This window comes from Pseudoalteromonas sp. T1lg76, assembly GCF_002964725.1.
Taxonomy (GTDB): Bacteria; Pseudomonadota; Gammaproteobacteria; order Enterobacterales; family Alteromonadaceae; genus Pseudoalteromonas.
This window is the reverse complement of sequence record NZ_PQCE01000041.1, coordinates 1-20,940: the sequence shown is the minus strand read 5'-3', so window position 1 is coordinate 20,940 and position 20,940 is coordinate 1. Positions and strand designations below refer to the sequence as shown.

General features: G+C 49.0%; 17 protein-coding genes. 9 read left to right on the top strand and 8 right to left on the bottom strand.

The window, feature by feature from the left end; genetic code table 11:
- Window positions 1-87 precede the first annotated feature (87 nt).
- Entirely contained in the window at window positions 88-2,445 is a 2,358-nt protein-coding gene (locus tag C2M35_RS14290) for a nitric-oxide reductase large subunit (protein WP_105265629.1), read from the bottom strand.
- A 244-nt stretch (window positions 2,446-2,689) separates the two neighbouring features.
- Here C2M35_RS14290 and C2M35_RS14285 point away from each other — a divergent pair, with 244 nt between their 5' ends.
- Together C2M35_RS14285 and C2M35_RS14280 are read left to right on the top strand one after the other, a co-directional pair.
- Entirely contained in the window at window positions 2,690-3,142 is a 453-nt protein-coding gene (locus C2M35_RS14285; protein WP_105199292.1) for an Rrf2 family transcriptional regulator, read from the top strand.
- Between the two features lie 20 nt (window positions 3,143-3,162).
- Window positions 3,163-4,380 carry an NnrS family protein gene (locus C2M35_RS14280; RefSeq protein ID WP_199774435.1) on the top strand — a complete coding sequence of 406 codons (1,218 nt, stop codon included), beginning with the start codon at window positions 3,163-3,165 and terminating at the stop codon, window positions 4,378-4,380.
- Between the two features lie 40 nt (window positions 4,381-4,420).
- Here C2M35_RS14280 and C2M35_RS14275 read toward each other — a convergent pair whose 3' ends face one another.
- Both C2M35_RS14275 and typA read right to left on the bottom strand, forming a co-directional pair.
- Window positions 4,421-5,143: a helix-turn-helix domain-containing protein gene (locus C2M35_RS14275; protein WP_105258103.1), complete on the bottom strand. Its 723-nt coding sequence runs from the start codon at window positions 5,141-5,143 to the stop codon at window positions 4,421-4,423.
- Between the two features lie 197 nt (window positions 5,144-5,340).
- A complete protein-coding gene (gene typA / locus C2M35_RS14270) occupies window positions 5,341-7,167 on the bottom strand; it encodes a translational GTPase TypA (RefSeq protein WP_105265628.1) in 1,827 nt (608 codons plus the stop codon).
- Between the two features lie 486 nt (window positions 7,168-7,653).
- On the opposite strand from typA, the gene glnA reads away from it, so the two are divergent.
- The 4 genes from glnA (at window position 7,654) to ntrC (ending at window position 12,306) form a co-directional block, all read left to right on the top strand.
- The gene (gene glnA, locus C2M35_RS14265) at window positions 7,654-9,060 is read left to right on the top strand and encodes a glutamate--ammonia ligase (RefSeq protein ID WP_105213490.1); all 1,407 of its coding nucleotides are present in this window, start codon (window positions 7,654-7,656) and stop codon (window positions 9,058-9,060) included.
- Between the two features lie 162 nt (window positions 9,061-9,222).
- Entirely contained in the window at window positions 9,223-9,756 is a 534-nt protein-coding gene (locus tag C2M35_RS14260) for a DUF4124 domain-containing protein (protein ID WP_158677991.1), read from the top strand.
- Window positions 9,757-9,843: 87 nt separating this feature from the next.
- Window positions 9,844-10,896 (top strand): nitrogen regulation protein NR(II), encoded by a 1,053-nt coding sequence (gene glnL, locus C2M35_RS14255; protein WP_105199287.1) that lies wholly within the window; start codon window positions 9,844-9,846, stop codon window positions 10,894-10,896.
- Window positions 10,897-10,914: 18 nt separating this feature from the next.
- Window positions 10,915-12,306, top strand: a complete 1,392-nt coding sequence (gene ntrC, locus C2M35_RS14250; RefSeq protein ID WP_105213491.1) for a nitrogen regulation protein NR(I) — start codon at window positions 10,915-10,917, stop codon at window positions 12,304-12,306.
- Between the two features lie 84 nt (window positions 12,307-12,390).
- Here ntrC and C2M35_RS14245 read toward each other — a convergent pair whose 3' ends face one another.
- A complete protein-coding gene (locus C2M35_RS14245; protein ID WP_105265627.1) occupies window positions 12,391-12,771 on the bottom strand; it encodes a YacL family protein in 381 nt (126 codons plus the stop codon).
- A gap of 85 nt (window positions 12,772-12,856) precedes the next feature.
- Between C2M35_RS14245 and C2M35_RS14240 the strand changes: the two genes are divergently transcribed.
- On the top strand, window positions 12,857-13,810 hold the full coding sequence (locus C2M35_RS14240; RefSeq protein WP_234000074.1) for an AEC family transporter: 954 nt from the start codon (window positions 12,857-12,859) through the stop codon (window positions 13,808-13,810).
- A gap of 43 nt (window positions 13,811-13,853) precedes the next feature.
- On the opposite strand, the gene C2M35_RS14235 is transcribed toward C2M35_RS14240, so the two are convergent.
- On the bottom strand, window positions 13,854-14,078 hold the full coding sequence (locus tag C2M35_RS14235; protein WP_105199284.1) for a hypothetical protein: 225 nt from the start codon (window positions 14,076-14,078) through the stop codon (window positions 13,854-13,856).
- Window positions 14,079-14,303: 225 nt separating this feature from the next.
- Here C2M35_RS14235 and C2M35_RS14230 point away from each other — a divergent pair, with 225 nt between their 5' ends.
- Both C2M35_RS14230 and C2M35_RS14225 read left to right on the top strand, forming a co-directional pair.
- Entirely contained in the window at window positions 14,304-15,614 is a 1,311-nt protein-coding gene (locus C2M35_RS14230; RefSeq protein ID WP_105265626.1) for a short-chain fatty acid transporter, read from the top strand.
- A 221-nt stretch (window positions 15,615-15,835) separates the two neighbouring features.
- A complete protein-coding gene (locus C2M35_RS14225; protein WP_105265625.1) occupies window positions 15,836-16,549 on the top strand; it encodes a response regulator transcription factor in 714 nt (237 codons plus the stop codon).
- A gap of 4 nt (window positions 16,550-16,553) precedes the next feature.
- On the opposite strand, the gene C2M35_RS14220 is transcribed toward C2M35_RS14225, so the two are convergent.
- The 3 genes from C2M35_RS14220 to C2M35_RS14210 all read right to left on the bottom strand — a co-directional run bounded on the left by C2M35_RS14220 (window position 16,554) and on the right by C2M35_RS14210 (window position 20,449).
- Window positions 16,554-18,230 (bottom strand): sel1 repeat family protein, encoded by a 1,677-nt coding sequence (locus C2M35_RS14220; RefSeq protein WP_105265624.1) that lies wholly within the window; start codon window positions 18,228-18,230, stop codon window positions 16,554-16,556.
- Window positions 18,231-18,293: 63 nt separating this feature from the next.
- Window positions 18,294-19,799, bottom strand: a complete 1,506-nt coding sequence (locus tag C2M35_RS14215) for a YifB family Mg chelatase-like AAA ATPase (RefSeq protein ID WP_105265623.1) — start codon at window positions 19,797-19,799, stop codon at window positions 18,294-18,296.
- Window positions 19,800-19,834: 35 nt separating this feature from the next.
- Window positions 19,835-20,449: a trimeric intracellular cation channel family protein gene (locus C2M35_RS14210; protein ID WP_105258117.1), complete on the bottom strand. Its 615-nt coding sequence runs from the start codon at window positions 20,447-20,449 to the stop codon at window positions 19,835-19,837.
- Window positions 20,450-20,940 lie beyond the last annotated feature (491 nt).

Here is a 20,940-nt window from a genome sequence, read left to right as displayed (position 1 = left end):
GCGGGCTAAATATTGTGCTCACATACTTAACTGAATTGGTATTAAAAAAAGGAGTCTTACGACTCCTTTTTTACTTTTATCGGCTAATTAGCTTGCGCTTTCACTGGTTTGACCGCAGCCACCGCAACATGAATCCTTCTCACTTTCTTGCAGTTCTGCGCCCGCGAAGGCAGCAGAAGCTCCCCCTACAGTCACAGGCAAGGCTTCATTCTTATCTAGGCCAAAGACCCCTTTAACCACCTGCCAGGTAACCGCAACGGCACCAATAATGAATACCACATCGCCAATGGTACGGATCCAACGCAATGCCACCAAGACATCGCTTTGTAATAATGCCTCTGAGCGGGCATACCACAGACCTTGAGAAGCGCTAGCATAAAATTGAATTAAGCCCACAGGCAGTAAACTGGTAAACAACATTAGAGCAAGGCCTGTATTCATCCACCAGAATGACGTTTTCATCAGCTTTTCATCAAACTGCATGCTTGGGCGGATATAGCGCAGTACCAACAGGGTAAAGCCCAGAGCAAGGAAACCATACACGCCAAATAGTGCTGCATGAGCATGCGTTGCCGTAGTGTTTAAGCCCTGCACATAGTACAAGGAAATAGGCGGATTGATGGCAAAGCCCAGCACGCCCGCGCCCAACATATTCCAAAATGCCACGGCAATGAAGAACATCAAGGGCCACTTTACGTTTGCCATCCAAGGGCTACGTTCTTTCAGCTTGTACTGCTCCCACGCCTCATGACCTAGCACTATCAAGGGCACTACTTCCAGCGCACTAAAGGTTGCACCAACCGCCATCACAGGTGTGGTTGTGCCTGAGAAATACAAGTGGTGGAATGTACCGGGCACGCCTCCAAGCATAAAGAGCGATGCAGACGCCAAAGAAGCTATTGTTGCAGAGCGCTTAGAAACCAAGCCCATGCTGTGGAAGATAAAGGCCAATGCCGCAGTTGCGAACACCTCAAAGAAGCCTTCAACCCAAAGGTGGACAATCCACCAGCGCCAGTACTCCATTACCGAGATATGGGTGCGTTCACCATAGAAGAAACCGGCACCATAGAATAAGCCAATAGCCACTACCGAGGCGCAGAATAAAGCCAACAGGTTTTTATCACCTTCTTGCTTAAACACAGGAAGAATCGCTCGCAACATCAGTACCAGCCAAAAGACTATGCCGGTAAATTTACCTATCTGCCATAAGCGGCCCAGATCAACAAACTCATAACCCTGATGCCCTAACCAGAAGTTTAAATGCGCAGGCATAATTTGTGCGATAGCCAGGTAGTTACCAACAAATGAGCCAACGACAACGACCACTAAGGCCCAGAATAAGATATCTACCCCCAGCTTTTGGTATTTGGGGTCACGCCCACCATTGATAATGGGAGCGAGGAAAAGACCGGCAGCCAAAAACCCGGTTGCTATCCAAAACAGTGCTGCTTGAATATGCCATGTACGCACTAGGCTGTATGGGAACCATTGTGATGTTTCAATGCCATAAAAGCCCTGCCCTTCGACCGTGTAGTGCGCCGTAAAGCCACCCAGTAAGACCTGGAAAGTAAATAAGGACACCACCAGAAATAGATACTTACCCAAAGCTTTTTGCGATGCTGTTAGGGAAAATGATGCTATGGGGTCTTGCTTAGGCGGAGTCGGTGCTTCTTCATCTTTATGCAGGAAGGACCAGGCCCAAACGAGCGCACCAACACCGGCGATCAGCAAGATAACGCTAACAATCGACCACACCAGGTTTTCCGCAGTGGGTTCATTATCGATCAGCGGCTCATGAGGCCAGTTATTGGTATAAGTAGACGAACCATCGGGGCGCTCTGTGGCCGCAGCCCAAGCCGTCCAAAAGAAGAACTCGGTGAGTTTTTCGCGACGCTCTGCACTGGGCAAAGTGTTTTCTTTCATCGCATAATGTTTACGGGTTTGCTGTAATAACGGGTCGCCACCGAACAGCGCATGGTAATAAGCCGCCGTTTGCTCAATGGCAGCCAGGCGACGGGAAGACAGAGTGACCGTACCCGTATTTTGATCATAGGTATTGGTCCTGTACTCTTTTTTAAGTGCCCAGAGTAAAGGCTGTTGTAGCTCTTCAGACAGGTCATCAAAGCTTACTCCATGCGCCTCTTGAGCAGCAATATCCAGCCACTGGACGAGTTCACGATGCAGCCAATCGGCGGTCCAATCTGGCGCCTGATAGGCACCATGCCCCCAAATTGAGCCGAGTTGCATCCCCCCAACCGACTGCCAGGCCGTCTGCCCATCTAAAATCGCATCCTTAGAGGTGTAAACCTGACCATCCTGACTAACAAACTGCTCGGCAATAGGCGGCGCAACACGATAAACCTCACGACCAAAATAGCCGAGAATGGCGAAAGTAACGGCGAGCACCCCAAGCAGCGTCCACCACAGTTTTTTATATTCTCTCATCGTCTTTCTTCCTTAAACCCTAGTGAATAAGGTCTTGTTTTCAAAGTTAATTCGGTTAGCGAATAAAAGAGCTGCAACCCTGGGTATAGGGTCGACGGGCCAACTCAGATAAGCTTCCAACGGAACCTCAATAACATGCATTCAAAATGAATCTTAAGGAAGTTTACACATTACAACCAAAGATGTAAAATAAATACATGTTTAAATATCATCAAAGGCGCTTTGACGCTAAGGTCTTTCGTTAATGAATATCACCCGCTTTACCGATTATTCGCTGCGCACCCTGATCTATGCAGCCTTGCATCAGGACGAGACGGTCACCATACAGGCGGTGGCCGATAAGTATCAGATCTCCAAAAACCACCTGATGAAGGTGGTACAGGTGCTGAGTAATAAGGATTACCTCACTGCCACCCGAGGTAAAAATGGCGGTATTCGCCTAAGCCGCGAGCCGGCGCAAATCAATATAGGCGAACTGGTGCGCCTGCATGAGCAGGACTCGACCCTGGTAGAGTGTTTTGGTGCAGATAATCACTGCGTGATCTCTCCCGCCTGCCAGCTTAAGGGGATTTTGGCGCAGGCCATGGAGTGTTTTTTTGCCCATTTAGATAATTTCACCCTGGCCGATTTGGTGAATTCGAACACGGATTCAGAGCTCAAACAGTTACTACAGATAAGCGAACCATCTAAATTTTGAGATAACAAAGAGAGGATGTCATGGCCGTGTTACTACCCAGTGGACAAATTGCAGAACCCGATGAAAAGGCCCGTGGTTGGGCCTTTATGCGCTTAGCGTTTCGACCTCTATTTTGGCTTGGCGCCCTGTTTGGCATGCTCAGCATAATCACCTGGAGCCTTACCTATACGGGTCACCTAGCGTTTTCACCTTATGGCGGCGGCTATTTCTGGCATACCCATGAAATGCTGTTTGGCTTTGCCGTGGCCATTATGTCGGGCTTTTTATTGACCGCGGTGCAGAATTGGACCGGAGTGCCCAGCATTAAGGGCAAGCCCTTGGCAGCCCTGGTGTTACTCTGGTTAAGTGCGCGAATACTGATGGCCCTGCCCGGTTCATGGGTTCCCAGTGCCCTAGTGATTGCCGTGGATATCGCCTTTCTACCCGCCGCGGCACTGTGTTTTGCCTTACCCATTATCAAGGCTCAGCTAGTGCGCAACCTGTTTTTTGTGCCCCTGTTACTAATGATGGCGGCTCTTAACCTGTTAATGCACTTATCCCAGCTTCAGTGGGTAGCGCTTAACTTTATTACCCTCAGCCATACCATGGTGTTAATGGTGGCCTTGGTAATGGTAATTATCGGTGGTCGGGTATTCCCCATGTTTACCGCTAATGGCACACAAACTCCAAAAGTAGACAATATCCTGTGGCTGGATAAGGCCTCTATCATCTCGGTATTGGTGTGCGCTTTGCTGACCCTGGTCAACAGCGAACAAGGTATTGCACTGCAAGCTATGGCCTTTATCGCTGCGGCCTTGATTAACTTTGCGCGCGCCTGGCGCTGGCGCATCTGGGTTACCTTTGGGACCGCCTTAGTATGGCCGCTGCATCTCAGCTACTGGGCCATTTGTATTGGCCTGTTGATGCTGGGGCTGATGAGAATGGAAGTATTAAGCAACCCTTCCTTGGCCTATCATGCCATTACCGTTGGCGGCATGGGATTAATGATATTGGCTATGATATCTCGGGTGTGTCTCGGTCATACCGGACGCATGATCAAGGTAGGCTGGGTGATCAATAGCGCCTTTATCGCCCTGTTTAGCGCCTTTGTGATCCGGGTGTTTGCGCCCCTGGTGAGTGACCAGTATCAAAGCCTGATCTTGGTGTCTGCACTCTTGTGGACCCTTGCCTACCTGATTTATATCATCGCCTATGCCCCCGTGGTATTTAAGCCCCGCGTGGATGGCCGCGATGGTTAAGCATGACATAAACAAGACGGCGTCAATACGCCGTCTCTGCCTAACGCTTTTTCCTTCGCCCATTTAAGACAGGCGTTACGGCCAGCATCACGCCGCTGACAAAAGCAAACACAGCGATAAAGGTCAGCACACCGTTTATCGTCCTTGGGTGTTCAATCACGGTACTATGGAAAAACACCCGTCTCCCACCATCAACCTGCTCTTCAAATTTTATCCCTAGCATATCAAAACTGTATCTATAGGTTTTATCGGCTCGCAGAGACATTTCCTTTCGCTTTTTATCCACTTCAACGTGGTCTTGCTCATCAGGTATTAAATGGCGCCACCTTGAAAAAACATCGTCCGGCTCAGAGTCTTTTATCACCCCTTGCGACTCATAAACGATTTGTCGCTCCGGAAACAGTAAGGCATTGTGAGCGCAATAAAAAAGTGCGCAACCTAATGCAACTAGGGCGATGGCCCAAATCTGTATCTGTGCTCGGCGGCGCTGTATCGCACTTTGCTGCTGTTGCAGATATTGCTTGGTTTGCGTGATTTGGTTCAGCTGCCCGAGGTCTATGTCTTCACCCCACTGCGCCATAAATTGCTCCAAGGTAAGATTGAATGCACTTAATAAGCGTTCAAAAATATCTTGAGAAGGGGTCGATTTATCATTTTCAATTTTGGATAAATAGCTTTGCTCAATGCCTACCTTGACCGCCAGCTCGGGCTGGCTTAATTGATACTGCTGACGCAAATTTTTTATTGCAGTTCCTAAACTCATTTCTGCTCTCCATGTTAATAGTCAGCTCAAGTCTTTCTAATTCCTTAAAGAATAAGAACATGAATAGTGATGAATACTCAAGAATATTCAATGGGCTACACAAGCATCTAGAAATTAACTGACATTTGCGGCGACAACTTTTCAAGGTGCACAAAAAAGCCCGCAGCAATGTGCGGGCTTTTCATTATTCGCTGTAATTAGCTTTTTTTGCTTTCGCGTGAAGCGCGCTTACGTTCGTTTTCCGTTAGGAAACGCTTACGAATACGAATGCTTTCAGGCGTTACTTCTACTAATTCGTCATCATCGATGAACTCAAGCGCTTGCTCTAGCGTCATCTTGATAGGCGGCACAAGTGTTTGTGCTTCGTCAGTACCTGACGCACGAACGTTGGTTAACTGCTTACCTTTAAGGGCGTTAACAGTTAGGTCATTGTCACGGCTGTGAATACCGATAACCATACCTTCATACACTTCAACACCATGACCGATAAATAGTTTACCGCGCTCTTGTAGGTTGAATAGGGCGTTAGTTAACGCTTTACCTTGCGCGTTAGCAATCAATACACCGTTTTTACGTTGACCAATCTTACCGCCTTTATGAGGACCGTAGTGATCGAATGTGTGATACATCAGACCTGAACCAGACGTCAGCGTCATAAAGTCAGTTTGGAAACCGATTAGACCACGGCTAGGAACTATAAAGTCCATACGAATACGGCCTTTACCATCTGGAGACATGTCGGTCATTTCCGCTTTACGCAGACCAAGTTGTTCCATGATTGAGCCTTGGTGCTCGTCTTCACAGTCGATTGTTACTGTTTCATACGGTTCTTCAAGAACACCATCCACTTCGCGAAGGATTACTTCAGGACGTGAAACTGCAAGCTCGTAACCTTCACGACGCATATTTTCAATCAATACGCCTAAGTGAAGTTCACCACGACCTGATACACGGAAGCTATCAGGGTTGTCAGTGTCTTCTACACGTAGTGCTACGTTGTGAACAAGCTCAGCGTCAAGACGCTCGCGGATATTACGTGAAGTCACGTATTTACCTTCTTGGCCAGCAAACGGTGAAGTGTTTACTGAGAAGGTCATAGTAACTGTTGGCTCGTCAACGCTTAACGGAGGAAGCGCTTCAACATTGTTTACGTCACAGATAGTATCTGAGATTTTCAGCTCACCAAGACCTGTGATAGCTATGATATCGCCCGCAGCTGCTTCTTGCGCTTCGTGACGATCTAGACCCAAGTAAGTCAATACCTGGCCAACTTTACCGTTGCGTGTTTTACCGTCAGCACCGATAACAGTGACTTGCTGGTTCACTTTAACGGTACCGCGCTTGATACGACCAACACCGATTACGCCTACGTATGAGTTGTAATCAAGCTGAGAGATCTGCATCTGCAATGGACCTTCAGGATCGGCATCCGGCGCTTCAACTTCGTTAACGATCGCTTGGAACATAGGTTCCATGTTGTCTGAAGGCTCATCTAAATCTAATGTTGCCCAACCGTTGATAGCTGACGCGTAGATTACTTTGAAGTCTAGCTGTTCGTCAGTTGCACCCAGGTTATCGAATAGATCGAATACTTGGTCCATAACCCAATCAGGACGAGCACCTGGCTTGTCGATTTTGTTGATAACAACGATTGGCTTCAAACCCTGTGCGAATGCCTTTTGCGTAACGAAACGCGTTTGCGGCATAGGACCTTCTTGAGCATCTACAAGAAGAAGTACTGAATCAGCCATCGATAGAACGCGCTCTACTTCACCACCGAAATCGGCGTGTCCTGGAGTATCTACGATGTTGATGTGGTAATCGTTCCAGTTGATTGCCGTATTTTTAGCTAAGATGGTAATTCCACGCTCTTTTTCAATGTCGTTAGAATCCATCACTCGCTCTTCGTTACCACCGCGAGTTTGCAGTGTGCCCGATTGCTCAAGCAATTTATCAACCAGAGTCGTTTTACCATGGTCAACGTGCGCGATGATCGCGATATTTCTTAACTTTTCGATGCTCATATATCTACTTAAGAGGCAAGCCTCATTGTTCCTAGAGGATCCACGCTCGGCAAACAACTACCTGCGTTGGGTTTAAAAGGGCGCGTATTATCCCTTATAACGTCACTAGATGAAAGTTTATCCAACATTATTTTTCTGTGACTGTGACCTAATTGTCATAACGCACCGTTAGTGTGGATAAAAATCAACCACAGAAAAATCTTAGCAGGTATTTTTCAGCTAACCTATTGCACCTTGCACAAGGTAAGCGCTTTAATCTAAAGCAAGCCTTGAGCGAGCCGTAAACCATGGCTTAAAAAAGGGCAAAACAAATGCACCAAAGCAATGCAGGTGCGCACCAAAAGGGTGCATAATAGCTTTGTTGAAATAACACGTTTAATTAAAACCCTTTACAAACATACATTTAAATAGTTGGCACGATTTAAGCTTATGAGTGCACAATTGCAGTAACATGCAGCACACAAAATATTCCTAGTTGGAGGACACATGTCACATACGGTTTTAACTTTTATTAAAGAAAATGACGTTAAGTTCGTAGATTTACGCTTTACCGATACCAAGGGTAAAGAGCAGCACCTTTCTATCCCACATCACCAAGCAAACGAAGACTTCTTCGAAGAAGGTAAGATGTTCGATGGTTCTTCAATCGCTGGCTGGAAAGGCATTAATGAATCTGACATGGTACTTCTACCAGACGTAAACAGCGCCAAGCTTGACCCGTTTGCTGAAGAAACCACACTGATTGTACGTTGTGACGTAGTTGAGCCTTCAACACTACAAGGTTATGAGCGTGATCCTCGCTCTGTTGCTAAGCGCGCCGAAGAGTACATGCGCTCTACTGGTATCGCCGACACAGTTCTATTCGGTCCAGAGCCTGAGTTCTTCCTATTTGACGATGTTAAGTACAAAACCGATATGTCTGGTTCTATGTACAAGATCGATGCCGAAGAAGCGTCTTGGAACTCAGACCGCGACTATGAAGGCGGTAACACTGGCCACCGTCCTGGCGTAAAAGGCGGTTACTTCCCGGTTGCGCCTGTTGATTCATCACAGGATTGGCGTAGTGCAACCTGCTTGGTACTAGAAGAGCTAGGCCATGTAGTAGAAGCACACCACCACGAAGTAGCCACTGCCGGTCAAAACGAGATTGCCACTCGCTTTAATACCATGGTTACCAAAGCAGATGAAATCCAAGAGATGAAGTATGTTATCCACAACATGGCTCACCTTTATGGTAAAACGGCTACCTTTATGCCTAAGCCTCTAGTTGGCGACAACGGCTCAGGTATGCACTGTCACCAATCACTAGCTAAAGATGGCAAGAACCTTTTCGCTGGTGACAAGTACGGCGGTCTTTCAGAAGACGCGCTTTACTACATTGGTGGTATCATCAAGCACGCTAAAGCGATCAATGCCTTCACCAACCCGGCAACTAACTCTTACAAGCGTCTAGTTCCTGGCTTCGAAGCACCGGTAATGCTTGCTTACTCGGCACGTAACCGCTCTGCATCAATCCGTATTCCAGTGGTTCCTTCAGAGAAAGGTCGTCGTATCGAAGTACGCTTCCCTGACCCTGCGGCTAACCCATACCTAGCGTTTGCAGCTCAGCTTATGGCTGGTCTTGACGGCATTAAGAACAAGATCCACCCTGGCGATGCCATGGACAAGGATCTATATGACCTACCTGCGGAAGAAGCGGCTGAAATCCCAACTGTTGCTTCTTCACTAGACGAAGCCCTTGCTTGTCTTGATGCAGACCGTGAGTTCTTAACTCAAGGTGGCGTATTCACTAATGACCTAATCGACGCTTATATCGCGCTGAAGGCCAAAGAAGTTGAAAAGCTAAACATGACAACTCACCCAGTTGAGTTCGAAATGTACTACAGCGTATAAAACAGATAATGACAATTTAGTTATATCATGTGTGTTCTCAAAGCCTGCTCTGCGGGCTTTTTTTATGGAAAAAATACAACCTTTGGACTAAAGTTAATACCTAGCCAGTAACTTGGCTTATTTTGCTAACTATAAGAATAACAACCATAAATAGGATTTCACGTGAACACAAGGCTGTATATTTTAAGTATGGTCGTGCTGCTAACTATTTTTAGTACAGCATGGGCCGCACCGAGCAAAGACATCTACGTGTACAAGGATGAGAATGGCGTATTGGTATTTTCTGACACCCCGCGCAAGGGAGCAGAAAAAGTCACCCTTAACGCTCCGGTAATGAATATGCCCAGCATCGACACCAGTGTTCTCGATGAAGTCGATGATGAACTGGAGCAAGTCAAATTTAGCATAACTATCACCTCACCGACGCAAGAAGAAACCATTCGCGATAACACCGGCTCAGTGCATATCAGTGGGCAGGTGAAACCAAGATTTTTACAAGGACATAGCGTACAGCTGTTTATGGACGGCCAAGCCTATGGCGAACCACAAAGCTCCAGCCTGTTTGCCCTGCGCGATATTGATCGCGGCGAGCACAGCCTGGTTTTAAAACTACTCAATAGCGAGGGCGAAGTATTGGCCAGCTCCAAGGCCATCACCTTCTTTATGCATCGCCGCTCGATGATCACCGGCCCTTAATTGCAATGCAGCTAAGGAAATGGCTGCGCACAGCCCAATAAACCTGCTAAGATAGTTGCACCATACTGGTGCAACTTATTACTAAAGATGAAACTTCACGGCGATTTCTTCCAGCAGATGTGGGAAAACCTGCACACTGCCATACTTATTTTAGATAAAAATTTTAATCTGGTTTACGCCAACACCAGTTGCACCGAGCTGCTTGGACAAGGCTTAAAACGCATTCAAGGCCAGCCCTTCGAATCCCTATTTAACTATCACTCGGTGGAACTTGAGCGCATCGCCAACTACACCCTCAAGCAAGGGGTGGATTGCCACCAGCACAGGGCTGACGTGGTGTTCGTAGATACCCGCCATGCCAACCTGGCGCTCAATAGCCGCCGCATCAACTACCAGGGTGAGGTATTTTTACTGCTTGAAATCCGCCAAACGGATGAAGAAATCCGCCTCGATCAAGCCTCCAACCAAATGCATCAACACCAAGCGGCTAGAACCCTGATCCGTAATTTAGCGCACGAAATTAAAAATCCACTCGGTGGAATTCGCGGAGCGGCGCAATTATTGCAGTATGAGGTTGATCAGCAGGAACGCGATGAGTGTGCACAGCTAATTATTCACGAGGCGGATAGATTAAGGCAATTGGTCGACAGGCTGCTGGGGCCAAACCAGCGCTTACAAAAACAGGCGACCAATATCCATCAAACCCTGGAGAATGTATTAAAGCTCTGCATGCTGGATAACAATAAAAATATCGACCTGATTAAAGACTATGACCCGAGTATTCCGGATGTTGTGGTCGATGGCGATAAAATCCAGCAGGTCCTCCTTAACATAGTGCGCAATGCCATGCAGGCGCTCAGTGCAGGAGGCGAAATTAAAGTATCAACCCGGGTACGCTATCATGTGCGCCGCTACGATACGACACTCAAAAAAGCCCTGCAGATCAAAATTTGTGATAATGGCCCAGGCATAGCGCCGGAGGTAAAGGAAACCCTGTTTTATCCCATGATAACCAATAAAGAAGGTGGTTCGGGACTAGGGTTGTCGATCGCACAAACCTTGATCGATCAGCATCAAGGCTTTATCGAGTGCGACAGCTGGCCGGGCCATACTGAGTTTACACTGTATTTGCCACTGTAAGCGGCTAAGAGGGCTATGATGAAATCTGTTTGGTTGGTAGATGATGACGCATCGATTCGCTTTGTGCTGCAAAAGGCGCTGACGCGCAGCGGTTATGATGTAGAAAGTTTTGATAACGCCCAAGATGTGTTAACCGCCCTGACCTTTTCACAACCGGCGGTCTTACTCTCGGATGTGCGCATGCCCGGAATGGACGGCATGGCCTTGTTAGAGCAGATCAGCGAAGAAAATCCCAATCTGCCGGTAATCATCATGACCGCCCATTCGGATCTGGACTCGGCGGTACAGGCCTTTCAAAAAGGAGCCTTTGAATACCTGGCCAAACCCTTTGATTTAGAAGAAGCGGTGAGCGTGGTTGATCGCGCCGTACGTGCCCACACGCAAAAAAAGGCCAAAAAAGTCACCAAGGAGCAAAAACGCTCTGTGATTATCGGCGAAGCACCGGCCATGCAGGAGGTGTTTCGTGCCATAGGTAAGCTTAGCGCCTCAAGCATGAGCGTATTGATCAATGGCGAGTCTGGTACGGGTAAAGAGCTGGTCGCCAGCGCCCTGCACCAACATAGCCCACGTAAGGATAACCCCTTTATCGCCCTTAACATGGCCGCCATTCCCAAGGACTTGGTGGAGTCTGAGCTCTTTGGCCATGAAAAAGGCGCTTTCACCGGCGCCGACAGCGTGCGCAAGGGTCGCTTTGAGCAGGCCAATGGCGGCACCCTGTTCCTCGATGAAATCGGCGATATGCCCCTGGATGTACAAACCCGCTTATTACGGGTGCTGGCCGACGGTGAATTTTATCGTGTTGGCGGTCACCAAAGCCTCAAGGTGGATGTGCGTATTATCGCCGCCACCCACCAGGATTTAGAGCGCCTGGCACAACAGGGCAAATTCCGCGAAGATTTATTCCACCGTTTAAATGTGGTGCGCTTAAAGCTGCCACCTCTGCGTGAGCGCACCGAAGACATAGAGCAGTTAGCCGAGTACTTCCTTAATAAAAGCGCCCAAGAATTAAAGGTGCCCAGTAAGACCTTAAGCCCACAGGCCTGTGAGCAAATGAAGCTGTTCAATTGGCCGGGCAATGTCAGGCAACTGGAAAATACCTGTCGCTGGTTGACAGTGATGGCGCCGGGGGAATACATAGGCGCAGAAGATCTGCCGCCCGAGCTCAGTGCCAGCATAGAACAAGAAGCAGATTCTGACTGGCTCGATCTATTCCAGCAGTGGCTCAATAACGAGTTTAAACAGGGTAAGGACAATGTCTGGCCCGATATTCAGGCACAGCTGGAAACGCGGCTGATCAAATCCGCCCTGGCCAGTTGTGGCGGCCATAAACAAGAAGCAGCATTGCGTATTGGTTGGGGACGCAACACCTTGACGCGTAAGTTAAAAGAACGAAATATCAGTACATCTTGATGATAAGGCCATTTGAAACATCGCCATCTTTAAACGGCACGAGCAAGTGCATGGCCAAGCTCAGCGGCGCTAATTGCAGCGGCGCTAGCGAAACCCCTGCCACGCCTGTATAAGGGCGAGCAGGTCTTCAACGCCACAGGCGGCAACTAATTCAGATTCATCCAGCACTAGCTCATCCGCGGCATAGGCGTCAAGGTCATCCTCATCGTGATGCAAGCCGTGACTTTCAAAGAGCACCTCGCCATGGGCTATCACCACCCGCATTTCTTTGCCGTTTATTACCAACTCTTGCGAGCCATTGACCGAACTTTTTGGCGAATCCTGGTTTAGCGCCTGCTGAAAACGCTGCAACAGCTCATCATTGTCATATAACTCATCGTTAAACCAGCGCGCGACTAAGCGGTGCTCGTCACTTAGCTTTACACGCTTTCCCCATAAGGGATCAGAATATAGCTGATATTCCATGGTATTTTTGCCCTTGCAAATAAGGCGCGCATCATACCAACAAGCATAGCTTACTGCCTAGGGAATTAGTTGCTCCGCCGAGCCTATGAGCATGATAAAATCCCCCTATGTACCGCCACCCAAAATGACCATGTTCGATACCTTTGCCATTATTTTCCCACTGATTTTTATCGCTGGCGTCGGCTTTGCCTGTGCCAAGCTGCGCTTTCTAAATGGTGAACAGCTCTCGGGGATCAGTCGTTTTACCTTTTACATCAGCATTCCGGTGTTTCTGTTTATTAATATGGCGCAGGCCCAACTAGGCAGCGTGGTTAGCCTGGAGCTGATGCTGAGCTTTTATATTCCGGTGGTGCTGATGTTTAGCCTGATGCTGATCTTGTATAGGTACTATAGCGGCGATTGGTCACAGGGAGCGGTATTGGCACTGGGTGCCAGCTATTCCAACACTGTCTTAATCGGCCTGCCCATTGCCATTCAGGCGCTTGGCAAAGACATAGCGGCCACGGTTTTTGTGCTGATCACCTTCCACAGTGCCCTGCTATTTTTACTCACCTATGCATTTTCGGGTCGCTCGCAAAGGGTAAGCTGGCTCACCACGGTGCGCCAACTGCTTTTAAACCCAGTGATCTTGGCCATTACTTTAGGTTTGCTGTTCAACCTTAGCGGTTTGGCCCTGCCCGAGCCAATGGAAAATGGTTTAGCGCTACTGGCTGAGCCGGCCATAGCCGGAGCCCTGTTTGTATTAGGCGCCAATTTACATCATTACCAAATTCGCCCCGGGCTGCATCTGGCTTTAGGCCTGTCTGCCAGCAAGCTATTCTTGCTACCCGCCCTGGTGTGGTTATTTGCCAGCCAGGTCTTTGCCTTGCCACAGCAACAACTGCTCCTTGTGGTGCTGCTCAGTGCTTCACCCTTGGGTGTAAATGCCTATTTAGTTGCCAAACAACTTGATACCCGCAGCGAAGTATTGGCTAGCGCAGTGGTGTTAAGCACCTTGCTAAGTGTTGTGAGTTTCTTCTTTTGGCTCACCCTGATATAAAAAGACACAAAAAAAGCGTGCCCTAAGCACGCTTTTTTCTGTCTCAATCGTAAGAACGATATTTAGCGGCGTCGATAATGGCCCATACATACACGATTGCGGCAATAATGCCGGGCACTATCAGCCACCATAGAGCGGCGCCACCGAAGAAGAAGATGGCAAATAATAAGGCCGCTAGAATACGCCCCTGTACCAATTGCCCCAGTCCCGGGAAGAATACGTTACATAGAGCGGCGATTACATTACCACCTGAACCTTGTCCTGACATATAAGCCTCGTTAGTCAATTACAATTCTTTAATTACCATAACCAATTACAATATTCAGGCCAACTTTTTATACTTATTTTTCAATCAGTTAAATCCTTGCCCTTTTTGTAATCTCATTAACTTTAGCCTATCATGCTAAAGTTTAGTCTTTTTAACATTACCCTATCTATGTTAAGAGAGTAATAGTTAAGACAATAATAATTAATACCAAATAGTTACAGACCTATGCTAGCCAAAATTGCCAAACCCATAGCCAAACTGACCGACAAATACATGCCCGACCCGCTGCTGATCGTCATGCTGCTCACCCTAGTGAGCTTTGCGCTCGCGTTAATAAGCAGTGATCACTCGCCCTTGGCCTTGGTGCAAATGTGGGGCGGCGGCATCAGCAACCTCTTCACCTTTGCCATGCAGATGCTGCTGGTCTTGGTATGCGGCTACCTGCTGGCAACCACTCCCAGTGTCGAGCGCGGTTTAAACTTTGTCGCTCGGCGCCTTAATACGCCAGGCAAGGCGGTGGTCGTTACTACCTTGGTCGCCCTCTTAGCAAGCTGGCTTAACTGGGGCTTTGGTCTGGTGGTCGGCGCCCTGTTTGCCAAGGCGGTGGCGCGCTTTTGTCGCGTTGACTACCGGGTGCTGGTAGCCAGTGCCTATTCCGGATTTATTATTTGGCATGGCGGCTTATCCGGTTCGATCCCTCTGACCATTGCCACACCGGGGCACTTTGCCGAACAGCAAATTGGTCTGATAGACACCTCGCAAACCCTGTTCTCGACACTGAATTTGGCACTGGTGATTGGCCTGGCCATCATTTTGCCCCTGCTTAATTACTTGCTACTACCCAAGGCGCAGGACGCCGTTTATGTCGATACAGAGCAACTGCAGGGAGATAAGGAAACGACACAGCAAAATGCTGCGGGCAATGCCTTAGAGCAGGCACGCTGGCCTACCGCAACCTTAGGTTTGCTGGGCCTGATTTATTTGGGCAGCAGCTTTTATACGGGTGCACAAGGCTTAAACCTCAACACCATTATCGCCCTGTTTCTGTTTTTTGCCCTGCTATTGCAACCCAACACCAGCGCGCTTATTAGCCAACTCAATAATGCGGTGCGTAGCGGCAGCGGCATTGTCATTCAATTTCCATTTTACGCCGGCTTGATGGCGCTGATGAGCCAAAGCGGCTTGGCCAAAGACATCTCTGAGCTGTTTATCGCCCTGTCCGATAGTACGACCCTGCCGATATGGAGTTTTCTTAGCGCCGGCCTGGTGAATATTTTTGTGCCTTCGGGAGGCGGCCAGTGGGCGGTGCAGGCACCCTTACTACTCCCCGCCGCGCAGGCCCTTGAGGTGCCGCTTTCATCTGTGGCCTTAGCGGTAGCCTGGGGCGACGCCTGGACTAACCTGATCCAGCCATTTTGGGCCATTCCTGTTCTGGCAATTGCCGGCTTAAAGGCCAAAGACATTATGGGCTTTTGTCTGATCCAGCTGCTGGTCAGTGGCCTGTATATCATCTTGCTGTTAGCCCTGCTCGCTTAAGTTTCCGCCTCAAAGGAGGATTAATAGCCGGGGCTAAAAACCGCCGTGAGCAATATAATGGTGGAGCAATTTAAGGGGCGTACTCCTTATCTTGATCTGATTAATCCAGCAAACACGGGCCTCGGCTTTGTCGTAAATAGTTGGCAGTGGGCCCATTACATTATAAAGTTGGAGCCAATACTGCCGCCTCCTTAGGTCAATAATACGCTAGGTAAAACCATATGCCCGTTCATGTGTTACTTGTTGAAGACGATGAGCTACTCGTTAAGCGCATCGAAAATCATTTTGCCGATACCGAGTTTTGCATCCAGGTCGATAGTACAGGGGCGCAAGCATTGGCTTTGGCGCAAGCATCACAGGGCGACTCCCAGCATGCCATCGAATTGGCCATAGTCGATATCGTCTTACCCGCAAAGGATGGCCTCACCTTAGCCCGGGAGCTAAGCACCCTTACCGAGATCGGCGTGATCATGCTTTCAAGCCGGGACTCGCAGTCGGATCGCATCGCCGGTCTGGCACAAGGAGCCGATGACTATATCTGCAAGCCCGTTGACTTACTTGAACTCGAATTGCGTATGCGCGCCGTATATAAGCGCCTGCATGGCGCGGCTAGCCAGGTCAGTGACAGCACCGAATATATCGAATATGCAGACTTTAAACTGCACCCGGATAATCGCACCCTGATCACCGCCAACAACGAAGAACTGCGGCTTACCGAGGCAGAACACAAGGTATTGATTTGCTTAATTGCCAATGCGGGTAAAGCCACATCGCGGGAGAAGGTGTCAGAGGAAATTGGTCAGCCGGACTGGAGCCCCACGGATCGCACCGTGGATGTATTGATAGGGCGCCTGCGTAAAAAGCTGGGCGATGAAAAAGAGCAAAAGCGCATTGTCACGGTACGCGGCAAAGGCTATATGCTCTCTTCAAGTTAAGGCTTTAAAACAGAATGTTACCCTGCTGGTAGGCCGCAAGCGACTGCAGGAAGGGCGTCGGCTCAAAGGCCTGTTCATTGGCTTCATTCACCGCCTGCTGCTGGTAATCAACCGCCTCTTCAAAGTTGCCCAGCTTGGCATGTGCCGCTGCCAGATAAGCATAGGCAAGGGGATGATCATTCTCATCCGCTACTTCTTCGGCCAACTCTATGGCCTTTTCCAGCTCACTGCCATTATCGGAATAGCGTACATACCAACCGGCTAACTTACGCTTAGCGATCAGGCTGCCATGCGCCGCCGCTTTTTCTAACCAATGCTTAGCCTGCTCCGCATAAACAGCAGAACCATCGGCTTTGGTCATCAAGCATTTGCCCAACTGTAATTGCGCCCGGCTATGATCTTGTTTCGCCGCCAAAGTCAGTAGACGGAGATTGCAGTTCACCCCAAGTTGAAACAGGGTATCGCTGTGGCCTCCCATAGCTGCCTTATGCTGCCAATAACGCCATTGCTGCTCTTCTTCTTTGTTACTCAGCGGCTTAATCTCAACATGGGCAGTTATTTGGTCATTCAAATACGCTGAATTAGCGACCTGATTATTATAGAAAAACTGCACCCGGTACCAATTTTGGTCTTTTAGCTCTCCATCAGCGGCACTTAGCTGCCACTGCTTCATCAGGGTTTCGGATTTTTTGCGTAAGACCCTGGGAATATTCACCTGCTCATACGGCTGCCAATGAGCCACCTTACCCTCGGCATCCAGATTAACCAGGTAAGAAAAGGTAAAGTAAGTAGTCTCTAACTTTTCCTGCTTGGTAAATTCTGGCTGAGTAATGCTGCTAAAACTTATTTGTGGCGCAACAACAGGTATGGCCTTCACGCCACCGTCGATAGCATGATATTGAGGCTGGTCATCCAGCACTTTTAATACCTTGGCTAATTCGGCCTGGGCATTCACATCATCTCTTTTAGCCTGCTGTAATAACTGCTGTGCCCTGGCCTTAAGCTTGTGACTCATTTCACTGTCTTGGGCACCGGCGAAAACACCGCGAATAATGGCATTATGGAACTTTTTATCGGCGGCAACAAAACGAGTTTCGCGTAATTTTTCGGCAATGCTTTGGCCGAACTCGGGAGCCGGATAGGAATTCAGCAAGAGCAGATCCCGCGGCACGCCGTTTTCATCTATATCAAATAGATAGCTGGCCAGCCCCGGCACACCATCGCTTTGCAGAGAATCGGGGTAAGCGGTAGCTGGGTTAGCGGTTTTCTCCCGGGTCGGATTATAAGTAAGCGTACGACTCAACTCATAATTGATGCTTTGAGTTCCTAGCTTGCCATAGCGAGCGATAAGCTCGTCGGCCAAGTGTTTAGCCTGTGCTAACTGGGATTTGTCTAGGCGGCGAGCCACAGACTTTCTCGCCTGCTCGGCCATTTTAAAGCCATTATCCATGGCCACAGAAAAGTAACCGTAGGCCTTGATGGGATCGGCCTTCACTCCTTGTCCGCGTAAGTACTGCACTGCAAGATTAAACTGACTGCGGCCATCGCCAAGTTCGGCGGTTTGCTCAAATAAGGTAAAGGCTTTTTGGTATTGCTGATCAAGATAAAAAGTCATGGCATCGCTAGCATTTGCCAAGCAAAGTTGAGGTAATAACGCGGCCGCAAAAATCCACTTTTTCATTGAACACTCCAATTTGGCTAGTTCAACAATGTTAACAGCTGGTAAATATTGGCGCAATGGCAATTACCCCAGAGCTGCCACCATGCGCTCAAAAGCGCGATAACTTAAAGCCTCTTTAATGCAGGCTTGGGAAATTTCCTGCTCGCCGGCGAGGTCGGCTATGGTTCGCGCCACCTTGATAATACGTTGATGAGAGCGAGGCGACAGCTTGAAGCGTTCACTGGCGGCACCAAGATAGTCCCGACACATGGCAGTTAACGCACAGTGAGTCTGCAGCTCTTGCACCGACAGCAAGGCATTAGCCTTGCCTTGGCGTTGCTGCTGCCTGTGCCAGGCGGCGATCACCCGGGTACGAATGGTCGCGCTGTCTTCCTCTGCTTGCGAGGAGAGCAACTGGGCACTGGGAATGCGGAGCAATTCAATTTGCAGGTCGATGCGGTCAATAAAGGGGCCGGAAATACGCGCCAGATAGCGCATCACCTGATCAGGCGTTGCCCGCTTATCGCTATAATGCCCGGTAGGGCTGGGGTTCAGTGCAGCAATTAGCTGAAAACGTGCGGGAAAATCCACCTGCTGAGCGGCTCGCGAGATAGTGACCTTACCGGTTTCCATCGGCTCTCTTAGACTATCAATCACTTTACGTTCAAATTCGGGTAGCTCATCTAAAAACAAGACACCATTATGAGCCAAGGAAATTTCACCCGGCTTAGGTTTAGAGGAACCGCCAACTAGAGCTACCGCCGAGCAGGTATGATGAGGGCAGCGAAAAGGACGCTGCAGCCATTGGCTGGCATCGATGGGCTTTCCCGAGACTGAATATACGGCGGCGGTCTCCAAGGCCTGTTGCGTGGACATCTGCGGCAATATGGTCGCAAACCTCTGTGCCAACATGGACTTACCTGTACCGGGAGGACCACTAAACAACACATTATGGCCACCTGCGGCAGCGATTTCTAACACCCGCTTTGCCATGGGCTGACCCTTGACCTCACTAAAATCGACACTCGCGGGTGTGATCTTTTGCTCAATGGGCAAAGGAGTCAACAAGTCCAGCTCTTGCTGCCCGGAAAGATCGTGCCAGAGCTGCTGTAATGAGTGAGCACACTTAACCCGAGCTGTGTCGATTAATGCTGCCTCACCTTGATTCTCTGCACTTAGATAGACCAGGCGATTGGCCTTGTTGGCAGCCATAACCGAAGGGATCACCCCACGAATGGGGCGCAATTGTCCATCAAGGCCAAGCTCGGCCAGCAACTCAATCTGAGTAAGATTGGCAAACTTAAGCTGCTCCGAAGCAATGAGTATACCCACGGCAATGGCAAGATCGTAACGCCCTCCCTCCTTGGGTAGATCGGCGGGAGCCAGGTTGACGACTATACGTTGGTTGGGAAAGATAAAATGGCTATTCTCTATGGCACTGCGCACCCTGTCCTTGGCTTCCTTCACCGAGGTTTCGGGTAAACCAACGATATTGAAATTGGGCAGGCCGGAGCCGAGATACACTTCAACACGCACCTCAATGGCTTCGATGCCGATTTGTTCACGAGTATATACTTGCGCTAAAGACACATCCCTGTCTCCTTGCCTGACTAGTTAATCTAAGTCTAGCTAGGATATCGGAAAACGTATAAACCCAGATTCCAACGAATGGCAATAAGGCGCACCAGCAAGGTAGCGATACCACCGAGCCACATGGCCAACTCAGGATTGGTTCCCAGGTGCAGAAGCAATATATATAAACCGGCCCCGACAACGCAGGCGATGGCGTACAAGGGACCTTTTAACAACATGGGCACCTCTCGCGCCAAAACATCGCGAATAACGCCACCAAAACACCCTGTCAGTACAGCCATGATCACGGCCGTCATTGCCGGCACCCCAAGTTCCAGCGCCTTTTGAGCCCCCATAATGGCAAAAAAGGCGATCCCCAGAGCATCGGCGAGTTGCAAGCAGTAGTGAGGAAAGTGTGGTTTATAGTTAAGCCACATTATGGTGATAAAAACCGTGGCTAATATGGTGATAAAGTAACTGGTGTCATACACCCAGAATATCGGCACATCTAAAAGCATATCGCGCAGTGTCCCGCCTCCAATGGCGGTTACAGCGGCCAGGACGATCACGCCAAATCCATCCATATTTTTTTCATGAGCCAAGAGCGTGCCGGAAATAGCAAAAACGGCTACACCTAAGAGATCAAACCAATGATAAAGCTCATACATAGTCGTTGCTCATGAACAAAAACTCTTTGTAACATAAGCATAAAAGTACTGGCAACCATGATGAGACCAGGCTATTCGGGATTTGCGTTGTAGCTCGGGGTTTACCGCCAAGAATTGTAGGTTGGCCTTTAGGCCAACATTAAACAATACAGGAGCATATTGCCGATAACCCCGACAAGAAGGGCGGTAGTAGAGCAATGTGCAGATCCATGCCGCAATGTCGGCCTAAAAGGCCGACCTATAAACGCAAAAAACCCGCTGCATTGCTGCAACGGGTTTCTTTAAATAAGGCCCTGGCTCGCTACGAAGTAGGATGTTCTACTTTCACATGGCAAATGCCACACTATCTTTGACCGGGGACGCCTAGCCGGGGCCGGCCATCCGGCTGTTTCGTTTCACTTCTGAGTTTGGGTGACGAGAAACCGAAGCCCCGCTTCGCAGTTCGAGGAAGTGACAAATCTGTCTGGAACAGATTTGAACAGCGTTAGCTG

What these genes read in the sequence shown, in the direction of transcription:
- C2M35_RS14235 (WP_105199284.1), bottom strand. Translation starts at nt 14,078, where the DNA reads ATGTCAGGACAAGGTTCAGGTGGTAATGTAATCGCCGCTCTATGTAAC.
- typA (WP_105265628.1), bottom strand. Translation starts at nt 7,167, where the DNA reads ATGAGCATCGAAAAGTTAAGAAATATCGCGATCATCGCGCACGTTGAC.
- C2M35_RS14245 (WP_105265627.1), bottom strand. Translation starts at nt 12,771, where the DNA reads ATGGAATATCAGCTATATTCTGATCCCTTATGGGGAAAGCGTGTAAAG.
- C2M35_RS14240 (WP_234000074.1), top strand. Translation starts at nt 12,857, where the DNA reads ATGAGCATGATAAAATCCCCCTATGTACCGCCACCCAAAATGACCATG.
- C2M35_RS14220 (WP_105265624.1), bottom strand. Translation starts at nt 18,230, where the DNA reads ATGAAAAAGTGGATTTTTGCGGCCGCGTTATTACCTCAACTTTGCTTG.
- C2M35_RS14225 (WP_105265625.1), top strand. Translation starts at nt 15,836, where the DNA reads ATGCCCGTTCATGTGTTACTTGTTGAAGACGATGAGCTACTCGTTAAG.
- ntrC (WP_105213491.1), top strand. Translation starts at nt 10,915, where the DNA reads ATGAAATCTGTTTGGTTGGTAGATGATGACGCATCGATTCGCTTTGTG.
- C2M35_RS14210 (WP_105258117.1), bottom strand. Translation starts at nt 20,449, where the DNA reads ATGTATGAGCTTTATCATTGGTTTGATCTCTTAGGTGTAGCCGTTTTT.
- glnA (WP_105213490.1), top strand. Translation starts at nt 7,654, where the DNA reads ATGTCACATACGGTTTTAACTTTTATTAAAGAAAATGACGTTAAGTTC.
- glnL (WP_105199287.1), top strand. Translation starts at nt 9,844, where the DNA reads ATGAAACTTCACGGCGATTTCTTCCAGCAGATGTGGGAAAACCTGCAC.
- C2M35_RS14230 (WP_105265626.1), top strand. Translation starts at nt 14,304, where the DNA reads ATGCTAGCCAAAATTGCCAAACCCATAGCCAAACTGACCGACAAATAC.
- C2M35_RS14280 (WP_199774435.1), top strand. Translation starts at nt 3,163, where the DNA reads ATGGCCGTGTTACTACCCAGTGGACAAATTGCAGAACCCGATGAAAAG.
- C2M35_RS14285 (WP_105199292.1), top strand. Translation starts at nt 2,690, where the DNA reads ATGAATATCACCCGCTTTACCGATTATTCGCTGCGCACCCTGATCTAT.
- C2M35_RS14290 (WP_105265629.1), bottom strand. Translation starts at nt 2,445, where the DNA reads ATGAGAGAATATAAAAAACTGTGGTGGACGCTGCTTGGGGTGCTCGCC.
- C2M35_RS14275 (WP_105258103.1), bottom strand. Translation starts at nt 5,143, where the DNA reads ATGAGTTTAGGAACTGCAATAAAAAATTTGCGTCAGCAGTATCAATTA.